This window comes from Pseudomonas azerbaijanoccidentalis, assembly GCF_019145495.1.
Classification (GTDB): Bacteria; Pseudomonadota; Gammaproteobacteria; order Pseudomonadales; family Pseudomonadaceae; genus Aquipseudomonas; species Aquipseudomonas azerbaijanoccidentalis.
In genome coordinates, this window is the sequence record NZ_JAHSTU010000008.1 from 259,920 (window position 1) to 273,681 (window position 13,762).

Genomic DNA, 13,762 nt, shown 5'->3' on the forward strand with positions numbered 1-13,762 from the left:
AAAATGAACGGGCATGGTAGAAAACCCCACCGCTGGATTCCTGATCAAATTCTGCCGATTGTTCCCGGCAGGAGATCAGAATCCACAGCCAGCCTGGCATGACACCGTCATGGTCGAGCCTGGGTAAACACCTCATAGCGCTGCCAGACCTTGCGCGCATAACGAAGACGCGCGGCTTGCCGATGCGGAGAGTTGCCAGCGTTGTAGGCGCCCACTGCCGTCCAGTTGTAGCCGTAACGGGCGATAAAATCGGCCAGCACCGATGCACCCACCTCAACCGACAGGCAAGGTTCCTCCAGCAAGCGCTGCTCGGTAATGCCCTGCGCACTTAAGCGTGGAAGATGATGGCTGTTGATTTGCATCAACCCGATGTCGCGCGTGCCGTCCTTGTTGTAGTTCATGGCATTCGCCGATTGGCCCGACTCAACATCGGCAATCGCTCGCAGCAGCATTGGTTCAATGGCATGTTTCTCACCCGCCGAATGCCAGCAATACGCATGAACGGTTCCGGAGCCAAGGCACATCAGCATAAGGATCGGCTGGAATGCACGCCGACTCATGCCAGACACCGCAAACTATCGGGCGTAGACGCCTTTTCGCTGGTTTGCAAAGTTTGTCGGCCCATGAGCACGACATCCGCGTGGTTGCTTGCCAGTGCAATACGGTCCTTGAAAATCGTCGCTCGCACGCAGTCGGGGTCATATCGAAGACACTTTTCGAGACTTTGCGCCGCCTGCTCGTTGCGCCGCCAGAACCAATGATGCCAAGCGTGGAAGAAGTGAACATCAGCCTGTTCGACGTGCAGCAAGCAGCGCCGAAACAGCACCTTGGCAGCCTCTTCGCAACCACGAAGACTGGTCAGCAAGGCAAGCCGCACAAGCGCCTGATGGTTGGCGGGGTCCAGCGACAAGGCTCGGGAAACCATGCCGTACGCCTCATCAACAGCGCGATCCAGCGCGCACAGACCAAGCATGGCTTTCCCCAGCCAGACATCCGCCAAACCGCACCAAGCCGCTGTGTAGTTTTCAGCCAACTGCAAACAGTGGCGAAACTGTATCAAGGCATCGCGCAGACTCTGTGCAGTGTGCTGCTGCACGCTGCACAAACCGCGCAGATAGGCCACGGCGGCCGGGTATGAATCACAGGTATTCCTGACAGGACGCAAGCCGGGAGTGTACTGCGCCACCAGGCACGTCAATGCGCCAAGGCCCTCGCCCAAATCACCTGCGTCCAGCGTCTGTCCATGAAGCAAAGAATGATCGCGGATCAGTTCAATCGACCATTGCTGACGCTCACCCGATCCGGTAAAGCGCCCGCTCAGGCAGTAATCGATAGACAATTGCCCAACCAGCGCCCCCACATCGAGCGGTTGGCCGTAAGCCGCCATCAATCCCGAGGGCATGACGTGCAGCGCCTCGCCGAACGCCATAGTCAAATGACGGATCATTGCATCCTGCAAATCCAGAGCCGCGGCCTCGTCCAGATTACGAAAAGGCAAAACAGCCAACGTCGGTGCCGCAATCCTCGTCTGGCCAGGCGTCTCGAGCTCGACAACCGCACAGGTGAACCTATAACCCTGGCCATACACCGTCGCAATGAAATCCTTGTTCTCCTTGAGTAGCTTACGCAACGCATAAATGCAGCGGGTCAAAGACTCTTCAGCCGCATCGGCTTCGGGCCAGACTTTGTCCAGCAAGTGATCCTTGGTGATCACCGTGCCCGCCGAACCGAGCAGCAAACGTAAAACACTTAATTCTTTTGGAGGGACATGGACTCCTTGTCCATCTCGCATCAGCGTTCCATCGCTTTGCAGTTGCCAGTGGTCAAAAACATATGACTGGACCGGCAATGGGTCAGTGGCACTGTCCATACTTTGAGACTTCTCTATAGAAAGGTACTGAAACGCAATCGAGCCTGAGAGGGGCCAGGCTCGAAATGAAAAGCACCGTGACTATAGGAAGTTGAGTGGGAGCTATCCGTAAGGCAGAGACTGATATAGCTAAACGAAAACACGACTTAGCTTGTAGGAAATTTCACCAGCTAATATTGGTATTCTTAATTTTGCGGCCCCATCGATTTTGTGATTTTAACCAGTTCATAAATATCACCCACAGTTCTCCACCGTTCCACCCCTCCGTCTGGCAGATCAATGCCAAACTTTTCATTTAACGCCATAACGATTTCGATCATGCCCACGGAATCGACATACAAGTCTTCCACTAATCGCGAATCGGACTCTATCGTTCCCCGAGCGACTGAAAAATAATCTGACAAGACTTTTATGACTTCACGCTCGAGCCCAAATTCAACCATTGGACATTCCCCCCTGACAAACATTTAACACCACCTGTCGCAGCTGCCGATGGCTGCATTCGGCAGCTGCTACACAAATGTGCGCCGGCAAAGCCTCCGGCTTAAATAAACCGGAGCAATGCCTTCCCCAATAAAAATTTGTTTCCCTCTGACGCAAGATGCTTTTGCATCAAAAATTCAACATCGCCTTCAACATATCTGCGAATTGGTTCAAATGTGAAGACAAGGTTTTATTGAAGTTATCGTGATAAGAGTTAGCGTTCGAATACTTCTGCGTGAAGGATTGCAATGTATTCTTCATACGTTCTTCCTGAGCGTTGAAGCCAGTTTGCCAGGCCTGGAATCTTGCCGTATCCCACTGCGTTACCGTACCCGTTGCCACGCTGTGCCTCATGGTTTTCAACGGGGCCAAGTCCATAACAACGCAATAAGTCCCGTCTTGGTTTTGCTTGAGGCAATCGGCAGGCAAACCCAGCGCTTCGCGCCACTTCTCCGCCTCTTCCCGGGTCGCCCCTCCTTTGCCTGGTTCAGGGAACAGCACGGATGCAGGGTTGGGGTGGGTGTACTTTGCAATCAAGTTATCGAGCGCGGCCCGCAATGCGCCCAGATTGATCTCAACTTTCTTGCCGTCGTCGACGCCCACGATCCAGTCTTTCAACTTCGCCGTAATTTCCGCATTGAAGTCGGAGAAGAAGTCCGAATAGGCCGAGATGATGTGTTCATAACCGGCCAGGTAACCGTTTTTGATCAAATCGATGAGTTCGAGCAGCTTGTCGAAAAACTCGCTTGAAGAATTCGCTCCCGCTCCGAACTCGTCAGTCATTTCGTCCGGCACCGGCATTCGCCTCAGGCCATCGAAAATACGAACTTGCTCATTGTAGAGTTGCTGACGTTGTTCCATCGGCAGTGTTTCACCGCAATGGGTAAACACTTTTCCACACTGTCGCAATTGCTGTGCCCACATTTCCCATCGAACGCGTTTAGCCTGGATTTGCTCTACAAATTCGGCTGAACCGCCTTCAGGGCCCTTGGTAATTGCCGCTGGGCACTTGAGCATATTGTCATGATTGCGATTCAGGTTTTTTACCGCACGTTCAAGCAACAGTGCGATGGAAAATGCAGCGTGCATTTCGGTGGGTATTTCGGGGGTCAGCGGCACTTCGGCAACCCGGTTGTAATCCGCTGGTGGTCTACTTCCTGGTGGGGTGAAATCCGAAATTCTCATATTGGTTTCCTCACTCAGACCCGGCCAATGACATCAATGCGCGACTGGAGTATCTGCATCACCATGTCCATGAGTTTTTGCAGCAATGCGCCGTCTGCCGAGTCTTTCTGACCGACCTCATCGCTCAGGCTCTTCTGAGTGTTTTGTGCGCTTTGCTGTAGTACCTCTTGTTCTCGCGCAGCAAACTCGGAGATGCGCACCATGCTGGACACGACTTGACTCAAGCTCATCGACATCGTGCTGAGCGCACGGCCGATTTCCAACTTCTTCTCAATGCCCTTATTGCCCATCTGGCTCAGCCAGTCGGAGGTTTGTCCGACTTTCTGTGCCTTGAGGATTTCACCGTCAAACCAGGCTTGCTCTTGAGAAGTCAGAGTCGACCCTTTGGGCTTGAAGTCGACTGTCTTCGTCCGGCCAAACTCATCGAAGGTTTTTATTTTATAGGTCGCTTGGCTGTCCCAGTCATCGCGACTGCGCTGCTGCCTGAGGTCGCGCTCAATGTTGCCGGCGTCCAGGCTGTTCTGTTTATGCAGATTGATATCCGCATGTTTGAGTCCCTGACCCTGAAAGGTTTTGAACATGGCAAAACCGGAGATTGCTCCAGACACCACGGCGGCAGTGATGGCGCTGTTGAGCGCGGCCTTGCCGGACTCTACGATGGCGGCACCCTGGGCCTTGGCAGCATCAGCGGCCATGACACTGAAGTGCCCGCGCAGTTGCGCGTTGGCGACTCGGGCGATGTTCAGCGCGATGATTGCGGCGACCAAGACATTGGCGTGTTTTTCCCAGGCACCGGGATCAAATACCAGATCGTTGCGCACTTCATCACTGAGCATCGTCGACGTCGCGATGAGGTCCTGCCAGTCCGAATCGCCGGGTTGATAGGCGCTGACGGCTCTTTCGAGCTCCGCAGCCGTAGGTGCCGAAAAGTGGCCACGCTGAAGAATTTGTTTGTCGGTGATCTGCTGGTGAAACGCCGAACCTGAAAGAGTCTTGCCTTTGAATTCTTTTGAGCGTTGTTCCTGAGCGATCAACTTGTCAGAGCCTGAGTTGTTGACCGGATCGTAAGGCAGTACAGGCCTGGCCATGTTGAGAATAGTGGTCATGATTCTTTACCTTTAATCAGTGAGTTCAAACGTGCCGGGCTATTTGCAGACTGACGGAATGACTGCGTTGCATGTCGGCAAAGACCTGTTCGATTTGTCGGGTGCGCACCTGCATTGACTGGCCGTAGTCCTCAACCAATCGAGAGAGGTAGGACGTGATCTCTTCGCTGATTGCCATGCGCACGCGCACGTCAGCCAGATGCTCGGCTGCCTGGGCTTGATGCACGCCGCTGCGGATCTGCAAGCCACCCTGCACCGCCACATTGCCGAATTCGGTCACCGCCTGAGCCGTTTGCAGATTGGCCGCATAACGAGCCAACGACACGGCATCGGCGCCATTGGTGATGAAACTGCGCAATTGAGTCAGCATCTGTGTCAGTGAATGGCTGACCGAGGAAGCCACCTGCTTGAACGCCTGCATCGCGGCGGGCGCGGCATTGGCAATCATTGAGGAAAGTTTCGAAGCGATCGCGCCGACCATTGGCCCAACCACTTGAGCCCCGACCACCGCCACCAATGCAATGGCCGCCAACGTGGCCGCAATCCCCTGGATCATGCCGGCGATTTGCGCGATGTCTTTGGCGGTCTCCGGATCGACGCCAAACGCCACCAGCAATTTTGTGTAAATCTCGGTGAAGAGCTTGATGGCTTCCTGCATGACCGTGGTCAGCGGCTTCATGGCTTCGGCCATGAACGACACGCCGGTCGCTTGCTGGACCACTGCGTCGGAAATCATCACTGCCGCGCCAATGACCCCCACCGCGATCAGCACCGGGTTGGCCGTCAATACACCGGCAGCGATGGTCGCAACGGTCAATATCGCGCCGACGATCTTGCCAATGCAGCCCATGGTCTTCTGGAGCGCCTCGGCCTTGCGGACTTCTTCGAGGTACTTTTCCGACTCCAGCTTCATGTGTTCCTGAAGCCTGGCTTGCAGCTCCTGGAACAACTCCTGATTGAGCTCTTCCTTGGTCTGAGCCGACTCACCCAATAACTCGATGATCTTCAAACGGTTCAACAGTGCCAGTGCGCTGCTGCTCAGCGCTTTTTCGTTGGACTCCTTCACCGACGGCCCAGCGAGTCCCGCTTCCTGAACCTTCACGGTTACGGCAGCCAGCGTTCTGGCGCAGGCATTGGCGACCTCGATCAACTTCAAGTGGGCATCGGCTGCTTTTTGCAGCGTCTGGGTATGACCTGCCAGCTCACCTTTAAGCTTGTCGCGCAGCGCCAGTTCCTCGGCGTACTCCGGTGATTCAGGATCCAGCCCCGCCAACCGTGCTTCGCTTGCATCCAGCAAACCTTGGGCACGCAGAACCCGTTCCTGCAATTGATCGAGGTGCTCCTGACTGCTTCCGACCTGGCCCTCGGCAGCCTCTAGCGCCTCGACGGCGGCGGCGTATTCAGCGGCCAGTTTTTCATGCCCCTGCTGCTTGGCGCCGGCCATGCTTTGCAGCATCGCCAAGCGGTTTTTCAGCTTGTTGACGTCGACTTCGCCAATCAACTCGCTGATCATCGCCATCAACAATGTGAACAGGTCACCGTTGGTTTCCTGTTTGTTGCCATCGGCGCGCGGTGGTGGCGCTTGCAGAACAGGCCTTCCCGTTCCAGCGCTGGATTGCCCCTGCGGACTTTCATAGTTCACGGACATCAACCGCGCCAGCGCCTCTTGGCCGGCCTTTTGATAATCCACCGTCCGGGCAGCCTGGCTGGCAGCCTTGCCATACTTTTCGAACGCTTCAGTACGGCTCATCGTCCCCTGAAACGCAGGGTTAAAGGTACTTCTGATTTCACTCATGTTCAGTCCTCCGAACAGTCCTGTTCTATGTGGCCCAAGGTGTCGAGATAAACCCGGGCCTGTTCTCGCAAATCGTCTTGCGTGGCTTGATCAAGCACGTACTCGAAGCACAACCGGGCCTTGCCGACCTTGCCCAGCGCCAGGTGGCACTGGCCGGTGTACAACATGGGCCGGTAGTCGTTGTTGCCCTGGGCGAAGGCGATCGCATACAGGTCGATCGCTTTCTGGTGGTTCTGCTTGAGCTGGTGTACGGCGGCCAACCCCATCCAGTAATGGCTGTTGTTGAAGTCGTAGATGCACAGGAAGTGGAAGAATTTTTCCGCATCGTCCAGCCGCCCCTGCTCGTAAAACTGGAACGCGAAGGCATAGAGACTGCTCATGTGCTCGTCACTGATGCCTTGCACGTCTTTCAATACCGCACCACCCAGCACCGCATCCACGACGTCGAGGGCCACTTGCTCAGCTTGTTGTTTGTCGCGACTCATCAGCCACACTCCTGAAAAACGTCAGCGTTGCTGACGAATGCATTGAGCCAAAGCGCTGGCATGCACGCTGCCAAATTGCGCTCATGCCAACGTTCGGAGAAAAGGGAAAAATGAGAAATCAGGCGTGTTCGACTTGCTCAAGCCAGATCAGCAGGCGCAAGACTTCTTCGACTTCCTGCACCTGCAGGAAGCTGTAGCGCTGGTGGGTCTTGAAGATTCGTCGGGCCAGGGCCACGTCGTTGATCACCGGCACACCGACCTCTTTGGCATAGGCTCGAACCGCCAGGGCGCGCTGGTTGGTTTCCATCAGCGAGATGAACGGCAACACGGTGATTTCCGGACGGAAGTACACGCCGATGGCAATGTGGGTCGGGTTGGCGATGATCATCCGTGAACTGCGTACGTCGGACTTGACCTGCTCGGACAGCAATTCCCGGTGCAGATCGCGTCGGCGTCCCTTGATCTCCGGATTGCCATCCTGCTCCTTGTGTTCGCGCTTGACCGAGTCCTTGTCCATCATTTGGTCTTTCATGAACAGCCAGTACTCGCTCAGCGCATCCAGCAAGACGATCAGCAACACGCACCCCAGGAACGCCAGCACCAGCACCAGCAGCAAGTGGCCCCAAATCGCGAACAAGTCAGGGGCCTGGGCGAACAGTTGGGCAAACAGCAGTTGCCGTTGCGTGATCCAGACAATCCACAGCGCCAAGGCAAAACTACCCAGGTACAGCAGCGCTTTGACGGTGTCCTTGACCGTGCGCATGCTGAACAGTTTTTTGAACCCATTAATCGGGTTCAGTGCACCAAGGTTGAGCTTCAAGGCCTCGCTGGCCAGGGCGAAACCGCTTTGCAATAACGCGGGCAATGCGCTGGTCAAGACGCACACCAAAAGCAACGGCAGCAATGCCTTGAGCCCGACCACCACCAGCATCGCCGAGTAGGCTTGCAGGTCGGCATCAAAGCCGCTGGCGATGATGCGCCGATAGACTTCCATGACCTCCAACAATGAACTGTTGAACACCATGTAGGTGATGCCGCAGAGGGTCAGGCAGGTGACCACCAGATCCTTGGCCTTGAACGTCTGCCCCTTGCGTGACGCATCACGCAGTCGCTTGGCGGTGGGTTTCTCAGTCTTCGAGGCGCTGGACGACATCGGTGACCTCCCCTTCGCGGCCCAGATAATGCTCCAGTCCCTGGGACTTCGTGCCCATACGCAGGACTTCATCCGGCAGGTGCACGCCGAAATACAACATCAACACCACCAGTGCCACCAGGCTCTTGACCGTCAGCGACACCGAGAACGCGTTCATTTGCGGCGCGTACCGCGAAAGCAAGCCAAGCAGTGCCTCGCTGACCAACAAAGTGGCTACCACCGGCGCGCTGATCACCAGCGTCTTGCTTACCAGCGCATCGAGCAGGCTGAGGATTGAGGGCAGGTGCATCTCGCAACCCGTGGCCGGCGTGCAGAGACGGTAACTGTGACCAACGGTTTCGAGCATCAACAACATGCCGCCACCTTCGAGATAAACCACCGCAGCGAACAACTGGAGAAAATTCGCCAGCTCCGAAGTATCGACGCCGTTGGCCGGGTCCACCGTACTACTGAGCATCGCGCCGCGCTGGTTGTCGATCAGGTTGCCCATGGCGTGCAGCACCCAGAACGGCCAGCACAGCAAGATGCCAAGCAGCACCCCGATGCCGGCCTCACGCAACACCAGGCCGAAGAACGCCAAGCCGTCGAGCGCCGGCAGCGGTACGCCGACATATGCCCAGAACCCCGTCGCCACCAGCACAATGACCGCCTGACGCGGTGCGCCCGTGAGCACTCCGCTGTTGAGAAACGGCAACATGAAGAAAATCGGCGCCAGGCGTGCCACCCCCAGGATGGCGGCGGCGAACCAGGCGTACAGATCAAAAAACAGCGTCACCGACATTGCGCTAACCCAACGCCAGGCGGATGACTTCACGGCTGAAATCGAGCAGGGTTTCACCGTACCAGCCTGACAGCAGGAACAGGCACGCGGCGACGGCCAACAGCTTGAAACCGAACGGCAGCGTTTGCTCCTGCAACTGGGTCACGGTCTGGATCAACCCGACCACCAGGCCGACCACCGTGGCGACAATGATCGGCCAGGCCACCATCAGCAGAATCAGGTACAGGGTTTTATTGCCGGCATAGACCAGATCGTTCATCAATTGCCCCCTACGCCAGCAACGTCAGGTATTGCTTGACCAGCCCGGTCGAGAGCAACGCCCAGCCATCGAGCGCGACAAACAGCACCAGTTTGATTGGCACCGAAATGATCACCGGGCTCATCATCATCATGCCCAGCGCCAGCAGGATGCTGGAGATCACCAGATCGACGATCACGAATGGCAAATACAGGTAGAAGCCAATCTTGAACGCACTTTTGATTTCACTCAGCGCGTAAGCCGGCAGCAGGGAAAACAGCGAGGGTGTGAATTCTTCATCGGCGGGCAGCCCGGCATCGGAATCACTTTGCACAGCTTGGGCACGCTCGAAAAACAGCGCCAGTTCCGGGTCGGTGTATTTGCGCAGGTATTCCTTGTAGCCGCCCAGCCCGTTCTCGGCAAAATTCACCACCGACTCGATGTCGGTAAAAGCCACCTGCTCGTCCTTGTAATAGCCGTAGCCCTGCTTCATCACCGGCGTCATCACGAAAATCGCCAGCATCAGGGCAATCGCATTGAGGGCCATGTTCGAGGGCACCTGCTGCAGGCCCAAAGCGTTACGCACGATGACAAAGACAATGGAAAACTTGATGTAGCAAGTGCCGGCCGCCACCAGAAATGGCAACAACGAAGCAAACGCCAGCAGCGCGATCAGCGAGACGTCATTCATCGCGAGTTTCCAATGAATTGCTCCGATAGATCTCGATCAACTCCACACCCAATTGCTCCCCCAGTTGCACCAGTTCCCCGCGAGCAACAGGCTTGCCATTGGCGCGTACTTCGATGTGCTGCGCGGCATCATCAGCCAGTGGGATCAGTTGCCCATCGACAATCTGCGACAGCGTGGCCAGGTCGATGTCATGGGTCGCGAGAATGAACTCAAGGCGCACGGATAGTGCTGCGAGTCCGACATCCGCGGCGGGGTCAATCGCGTCCGGTTGTTGACCATCGGTATCAGTCGGTTGCATGAGTAATCCTTCTTCAGTAAACGAAAAAACACCGATGCAGCGCTGCGCCACAAAGCAGTGTCGGGAAGGCTGAGTGATGCGCAGGACATCGCCTTCATTCAGTCGAGTCCGGCTCGTAGGGTCGATGTGACTGACACCCAGTTTCAGTGCCAGGTGCAGCGGTAAATCGCTCAGCCAAGAGCTGGGCGTGAATGGCTCGCGGGTGGCGCGAATCCGTGGCATCTGCGTCACCCATACGCTTCCCCTTGGCGTGTCCAGCCACGGGACCGCGTGTGTCGGCAACAATTGCGGTTGGACAAAATCGACCTCGGTCAACGTCTGGTAGCGGAACTCGTCCAACGTCAGCAGCAAGGGTTGGTGCACTGCCCGGAACAGGTTGGCGATGCTCGTCATTGACGGCTCGACCACCAGCAACGACTGCAACTGCGGGAGCGATTGATGCAACCAGTCGCTGGCCATGATCAAGCCGTGCCAGTCCCCTCCCTCGCCGCGTGCGCAAAACTGCAAATAGCCGGGCAGTCGTTGCAGGCAAGCGGTACCTGCGCCATGACCGGCATCCCGCCAACGCCGGACCGCCCGCGCACAGGCATGCGCTGCAGGATCGACCCGACGCAACTTCAGTGCGCTCATGCGGGAAGCTCGGACTGCTCGGGTTGCTCTTCGTCCGGCGATTGTTGTGAACCTTGGCGCTGCTGCTCACCACCACTGTCGGTCAACCGCCAGACAGGTTCGCGAATCTGCTCGAAAGGCACTTTGAGTTGTTCGAACACCAGAGCATTGCTCGGGCTGAGTTGAAGGCTGCGGGTGGGTTCGTCCGGTACTCGACTGATCGTCACTTGCCCGTTGGCTGCACCTTTGCTGAATGGCACTTGCAGCAGGCCTCGGTCTGCGTTCGGCAAGGTTTCGAGTACTACGTCGGGTGCCGGTTGGGGTCGAAGCAGAGGCGCCGCCGGGACTGACGGCTGTAACCCCGATATCGTGTGATACACGGTGGCAGGCGGCAGTTGCAAGGCTTGCGGCAACGACGGCTCGGCGGCAACCGGCGTCGATGTCGATGTCGATGTCGATGTCGGTGTCGATGTCGGTGTATGGGCAACTCGCTCGGTATACGACTCAGGGATACTCGATGCACGTTCGATCGACGGTCCCGCTGGCAGACTCGATGGAAGCGGCTTCAGTTCAGCTTGCGCGATAGCCCCCTGCACAGGGGTACCCACCCTGTCGACGGAAGCCACAACAGGCAACATCAGTTGAGGCGGCAGGTGCTGGATCGGCCGGTTGGTTTGCGGGTTGGTCAATGCCACCGGGACAGCCGAGGGCACCTTGTCATGCACACCCTCCGACGCACCTTGGAAAGTAGGTATTGCGCGGCCGGTTTGCGTCGTGGATCGATGACGCAGAATCAGTGCAGCCAGGAGATCCTGTACACCTTGCGGCAAATCCTCTTCCTGCACCGGCACAAGCGTGTCTTGCAGTTCGTCCATTGAACCGTCGGTTACGGGGTCCGGGACTTGAACCGGCCGTGGTGAAATTACAGTGATATCGTTCATCGCCGGACTCCGCTCATCTCTTCTATTTCCCTTTCCTCTCGCCGCACCTGCTCCAGCCGTTGCACGCGCAACTGCTGCTGGACGGACCGCTCGTACTTGTCATGTTTGTGCTGCAACGCACGCAATTGCTCGCGTTGCTCGTGCAACTTCTGCTCAACCTGCCGGCACTGCTGATCCACGCGGTCACGCTCCACACGCAACAGATCGAGTTGCCGACGGATCACGGCCTGCCTGCGCAGCAGCGCCAAGAGTTGGCCGTAATCCAGCACGCAGTCGTTCGCCCGATGGCTGGCCAACAGACTGTGCAGCGACGCCTCTTGCCCTGCGAAACCGGCCTGTTCCTGCAACAGCGGCTGCAATTGCTCCTGTGTACGCAACACCGCTTGTTCACCGCGTTGCCGACGGTACTGACTGAACGCCAACAAGCGCCGTCGATCACCCAATGAGCTCATGCAAACTCCGCAGGGTTTCGTCCGGTTCACAACTTTCGCCTGTGGGTTGACGCAGCCACTGAGTCAGCGCTTCGCGACGCTGCATCGCGTGGTCGTTGGCCGCATCCGCGCCTTGGGTGTACTCGCCCATATCGAGGAAAATCTGCAACTGTTCAAGACGCGTCAGTGTTTCGCGGGCCGACGCCGCCAGTTGTTGAACCTGTGGCGTGGTGACTTGCGTCGCCACGCGACTGACGCTGCGCAACACATCGATTGCCGGGTAGTGACCTTTAGCCGCCAGGGCACGGCTGAGGTAGATATGGCCGTCGAGAATGGAGCGAATCTCCTCGGCGATCGGGTCCGGCTCGTCGTCACTTTCCAGCAGCACGGTGTACCAGGCAGTGATGCTGCCCGAGGCGGTCACACCCGGTCGCTCCAGCAAGCGCGGCAGAGCATCGAACACCGAGGCCGGATAGCCGCGCCGCGCCGGCGCTTCACCGGCCGCCAGGGCCAGGTCGCGACGAGCCCGGGCGTATCGCGTCAACGAATCGAGCAGCAACACCACACACTGGCCCTGGTCGCGAAAGTACTCGGCGATGGCCGTGGCTTGCAGGGCCGAGTTGCAGCGATCGACCGAAGAAAAATCCGACGTGGCATACACCACCACGCAACGGGAGCGTTTTTCAGACTGACGCAGATGCTCGATGAACTCGGTCACTTCACGCCCACGCTCACCAATCAGGCCAATGACAAAAACGTCTGCATCGGTGTGGTTGATCAGCATGTTGATCATGGTGGTTTTACCGGAACCGGCGGCGGCAAAAATGCCGATGCGTTGGCCGACACCGCAAGTCAGCAAACCATCGATGACACGGATGCCGGTCCGCAACGGTTCTGCCACCGGGCGCCGCTGCTGGTAAGACGGCGGGTCGGCGTCCACCGGATAGTCTCGCTGAGCCACCGCCGTTGATGGCGCCAGGCGTTCGACAATGTTGCCTTGGGGGTCGACCACACTGCCGAGCAAGGCGTCACTGCAGGTCAGTTGCAAGGTCGCGCCCGTGGGAACAATCATCGACTCCCTCGACAAGCCTTTCGCGTCACCGAGCAAACTGAGCAGGACCGACCCAGGCTTGAACCCGATGACCTGCGCCCTGGCCACGACCTGAGGCAAACGCCAATGGCGCCGGACTTCGCAGACCTCGCCAATGACAACGTCGACCAGTGCCGCTTCGATCAAGGGACCATTCAAACGCAGGGGATGGGCCGCATGCCTTTCCAGCCGGGTGCTCATCGGCGCAAGAGTTCGCACAGCGTTTCAGTGGCCTGCACGAAGGCATCCAGCGCTTGTGCGAAGTGTTCGGCATCGCTGAGGGCATGAACATTGGCCATCAAGCGCAGTTCGAGCCGCTCCTGCACGACGCAAAGATGCAATTGCCCGGTGCGGGAAAATGCATTGCCTTCGAGCAGGAATTGCATCAAATCGAAAGCACAGTGATTCAGTGCATTCGGGCTCGCCTCCGCGACCGCAGCCCACACCCAGACATCGCCATCGACCACTGCCACACTGATATCGGGCAGGTTTTTCATTTGCATTTCAATGGTGCTGTGACTGTCGAAGTGCCCAATCTGACTGTCATCGCAGCCACTCAGACGCAGCGCTTCGCGCAATAGATCAGCGATATCCAGCGGAATCATT

General features: G+C 57.3%; 16 protein-coding genes. All 16 read right to left on the reverse strand.

The features are described 5' to 3' along the window. Positions 1-107: 107 nt before the first annotated feature. The 16 genes from KVG88_RS24135 to KVG88_RS24210 all read right to left on the reverse strand — a co-directional run bounded on the left by KVG88_RS24135 (position 108) and on the right by KVG88_RS24210 (position 13,761). Positions 108-560 (reverse strand): transglycosylase SLT domain-containing protein, encoded by a 453-nt coding sequence (locus KVG88_RS24135; protein ID WP_217872943.1) that lies wholly within the window; start codon positions 558-560, stop codon positions 108-110. Continuing rightward, positions 557-1,870: a winged helix-turn-helix domain-containing protein gene (locus tag KVG88_RS24140; protein WP_217872944.1), complete on the reverse strand. Its 1,314-nt coding sequence runs from the start codon at positions 1,868-1,870 to the stop codon at positions 557-559. The genes KVG88_RS24135 and KVG88_RS24140 overlap by 4 nt, the downstream gene beginning before the upstream one ends. A gap of 185 nt (positions 1,871-2,055) precedes the next feature. Further along, entirely contained in the window at positions 2,056-2,313 is a 258-nt protein-coding gene (locus tag KVG88_RS24145; protein WP_150701045.1) for an acyl carrier protein, read from the reverse strand. A gap of 169 nt (positions 2,314-2,482) precedes the next feature. Next, entirely contained in the window at positions 2,483-3,538 is a 1,056-nt protein-coding gene (locus KVG88_RS24150; protein ID WP_217872945.1) for an IpaD/SipD/SspD family type III secretion system needle tip protein, read from the reverse strand. 14 nt (positions 3,539-3,552) lie between these two features. Next, entirely contained in the window at positions 3,553-4,644 is a 1,092-nt protein-coding gene (locus KVG88_RS24155) for an IpaC/SipC family type III secretion system effector (RefSeq protein WP_217872946.1), read from the reverse strand. A 25-nt stretch (positions 4,645-4,669) separates the two neighbouring features. Beyond that, entirely contained in the window at positions 4,670-6,439 is a 1,770-nt protein-coding gene (gene sctE, locus KVG88_RS24160) for a type III secretion system translocon subunit SseC family protein (RefSeq protein ID WP_217872947.1), read from the reverse strand. Between the two features lie 2 nt (positions 6,440-6,441). After that, positions 6,442-6,924, reverse strand: coding sequence for a type III secretion system translocator chaperone SicA (gene sicA / locus KVG88_RS24165; protein WP_150701041.1), 483 nt, complete (start codon positions 6,922-6,924; stop codon positions 6,442-6,444). A gap of 118 nt (positions 6,925-7,042) precedes the next feature. Continuing rightward, the gene (locus KVG88_RS24170; protein ID WP_217872948.1) at positions 7,043-8,077 is read right to left on the reverse strand and encodes an EscU/YscU/HrcU family type III secretion system export apparatus switch protein; all 1,035 of its coding nucleotides are present in this window, start codon (positions 8,075-8,077) and stop codon (positions 7,043-7,045) included. Continuing rightward, positions 8,052-8,858 carry a type III secretion system export apparatus subunit SctT gene (gene sctT / locus KVG88_RS24175; RefSeq protein ID WP_217872992.1) on the reverse strand — a complete coding sequence of 269 codons (807 nt, stop codon included), beginning with the start codon at positions 8,856-8,858 and terminating at the stop codon, positions 8,052-8,054. Before sctT ends, KVG88_RS24170 begins: the two co-directional genes overlap by 26 nt. 4 nt (positions 8,859-8,862) lie before the next feature. Continuing rightward, positions 8,863-9,117, reverse strand: a complete 255-nt coding sequence (locus KVG88_RS24180) for an EscS/YscS/HrcS family type III secretion system export apparatus protein (protein WP_020795892.1) — start codon at positions 9,115-9,117, stop codon at positions 8,863-8,865. A 10-nt stretch (positions 9,118-9,127) separates the two neighbouring features. Then, positions 9,128-9,787, reverse strand: a complete 660-nt coding sequence (locus tag KVG88_RS24185; RefSeq protein WP_217872949.1) for an EscR/YscR/HrcR family type III secretion system export apparatus protein — start codon at positions 9,785-9,787, stop codon at positions 9,128-9,130. Next, positions 9,780-10,715 (reverse strand): FliM/FliN family flagellar motor switch protein, encoded by a 936-nt coding sequence (locus KVG88_RS24190; RefSeq protein ID WP_217872950.1) that lies wholly within the window; start codon positions 10,713-10,715, stop codon positions 9,780-9,782. Before KVG88_RS24190 ends, KVG88_RS24185 begins: the two co-directional genes overlap by 8 nt. Beyond that, positions 10,712-11,635, reverse strand: coding sequence for a SpaN/EivJ family type III secretion system needle length determinant (locus tag KVG88_RS24195; protein ID WP_217872951.1), 924 nt, complete (start codon positions 11,633-11,635; stop codon positions 10,712-10,714). The genes KVG88_RS24190 and KVG88_RS24195 overlap by 4 nt, the downstream gene beginning before the upstream one ends. Beyond that, entirely contained in the window at positions 11,632-12,087 is a 456-nt protein-coding gene (locus KVG88_RS24200) for a SpaM family type III secretion system protein (RefSeq protein WP_217872952.1), read from the reverse strand. Before KVG88_RS24200 ends, KVG88_RS24195 begins: the two co-directional genes overlap by 4 nt. Next, the gene (sctN, locus tag KVG88_RS24205; protein ID WP_217872953.1) at positions 12,071-13,357 is read right to left on the reverse strand and encodes a type III secretion system ATPase SctN; all 1,287 of its coding nucleotides are present in this window, start codon (positions 13,355-13,357) and stop codon (positions 12,071-12,073) included. Before sctN ends, KVG88_RS24200 begins: the two co-directional genes overlap by 17 nt. After that, positions 13,354-13,761, reverse strand: coding sequence for an InvB/SpaK family type III secretion system chaperone (locus KVG88_RS24210; protein ID WP_217872954.1), 408 nt, complete (start codon positions 13,759-13,761; stop codon positions 13,354-13,356). Before KVG88_RS24210 ends, sctN begins: the two co-directional genes overlap by 4 nt. Position 13,762 lies beyond the last annotated feature (1 nt).

Bases quoted from the DNA above. Each gene is read 5' to 3' on its own strand.
- KVG88_RS24135 (WP_217872943.1), bottom strand. From the start codon at position 560: ATGAGTCGGCGTGCATTCCAGCCGATCCTTATGCTGATGTGCCTTGGC.
- KVG88_RS24140 (WP_217872944.1), bottom strand. From the start codon at position 1,870: ATGGACAGTGCCACTGACCCATTGCCGGTCCAGTCATATGTTTTTGAC.
- KVG88_RS24145 (WP_150701045.1), bottom strand. From the start codon at position 2,313: ATGGTTGAATTTGGGCTCGAGCGTGAAGTCATAAAAGTCTTGTCAGAT.
- KVG88_RS24150 (WP_217872945.1), bottom strand. From the start codon at position 3,538: ATGAGAATTTCGGATTTCACCCCACCAGGAAGTAGACCACCAGCGGAT.
- KVG88_RS24155 (WP_217872946.1), bottom strand. From the start codon at position 4,644: ATGACCACTATTCTCAACATGGCCAGGCCTGTACTGCCTTACGATCCG.
- sctE (WP_217872947.1), bottom strand. From the start codon at position 6,439: ATGAGTGAAATCAGAAGTACCTTTAACCCTGCGTTTCAGGGGACGATG.
- sicA (WP_150701041.1), bottom strand. From the start codon at position 6,924: ATGAGTCGCGACAAACAACAAGCTGAGCAAGTGGCCCTCGACGTCGTG.
- KVG88_RS24170 (WP_217872948.1), bottom strand. From the start codon at position 8,077: ATGTCGTCCAGCGCCTCGAAGACTGAGAAACCCACCGCCAAGCGACTG.
- sctT (WP_217872992.1), bottom strand. From the start codon at position 8,858: ATGTCGGTGACGCTGTTTTTTGATCTGTACGCCTGGTTCGCCGCCGCC.
- KVG88_RS24180 (WP_020795892.1), bottom strand. From the start codon at position 9,117: ATGAACGATCTGGTCTATGCCGGCAATAAAACCCTGTACCTGATTCTG.
- KVG88_RS24185 (WP_217872949.1), bottom strand. From the start codon at position 9,787: ATGAATGACGTCTCGCTGATCGCGCTGCTGGCGTTTGCTTCGTTGTTG.
- KVG88_RS24190 (WP_217872950.1), bottom strand. From the start codon at position 10,715: ATGAGCGCACTGAAGTTGCGTCGGGTCGATCCTGCAGCGCATGCCTGT.
- KVG88_RS24195 (WP_217872951.1), bottom strand. From the start codon at position 11,635: ATGAACGATATCACTGTAATTTCACCACGGCCGGTTCAAGTCCCGGAC.
- KVG88_RS24200 (WP_217872952.1), bottom strand. From the start codon at position 12,087: ATGAGCTCATTGGGTGATCGACGGCGCTTGTTGGCGTTCAGTCAGTAC.
- sctN (WP_217872953.1), bottom strand. From the start codon at position 13,357: ATGAGCACCCGGCTGGAAAGGCATGCGGCCCATCCCCTGCGTTTGAAT.
- KVG88_RS24210 (WP_217872954.1), bottom strand. From the start codon at position 13,761: ATGATTCCGCTGGATATCGCTGATCTATTGCGCGAAGCGCTGCGTCTG.